We start from the raw sequence: 694 nt of genomic DNA, 5'->3' as shown, positions 1-694 counted from the left end.
ATCTGAAGGAATGTCATGGCGCGTTACCTCACTTCACGGAACGGGGACGGCGCAGCACCGCGGCCGCCAGCATTAAAAAGGTCGTCAGCGCGACGAGCAGCGAAGAAGCCGCGGCGACGACGGGCGTCAGATCCTGACGCAAGGTCGACCAGATGCGCACGGGCAAGGTCTGCAGCGTCGGGCTCGACATGAAGATGGACACGACGACTTCATCCCACGACGCGAGGAACGAGAAGATCGCGGCCGCGAAGATGCCGAGATGAATCGCGGGCAACGTGACGCGCAGCTTCACTTCGAGCGGCGACGCGCCGCAGATGAGCGCCGCATCTTCGAGCGCCGTGTCGAAGCTCGCGAGCGAATTGCTGATCGAGATGATCGAGAACGGCAGCGCGATGATCAGATGGCCGATGACGAAGCCCGTCGTCGTGCCGTTGAGTCCGACACGCAGGCTGAACGCATACAGCGCGACCGCGAGCACGACCACGGGCAGCACCATCGGCGTGAGGAAGAACGCCTGCGCCGCACTGCGTCCCTTGAACTTGCCGCGCACGAGCGCAAGCGACGCGAGGAAGCCGAGCACGACCGACAGCACTGTGACGATCACTGCGAGCTTGGCGCTCGTGAGCAGCGCATCGACCCAGCCGGAGTCGGTGAACAACTGGCGATACCACTCCAGCGTCCAGCCCGGCGGCGG

General features: G+C 64.6%; 1 protein-coding gene. It reads right to left on the bottom strand.

Going from position 1 to position 694, the window contains the following annotated elements; translation table 11 throughout:
- Window positions 1-28: 28 nt before the first annotated feature.
- The coding region (locus AWB74_RS45050) for an ABC transporter permease (RefSeq protein ID WP_061152857.1) at window positions 29-694 on the bottom strand (666 nt) is incomplete at its 5' end.

The organism is Caballeronia arvi, from assembly GCF_001544695.2.
Classification (GTDB): domain Bacteria; phylum Pseudomonadota; class Gammaproteobacteria; order Burkholderiales; family Burkholderiaceae; genus Caballeronia; species Caballeronia arvi.
The sequence above is the reverse complement of the archived record's forward strand: the minus strand, read 5'-3'. Positions and strand labels throughout refer to the sequence as shown.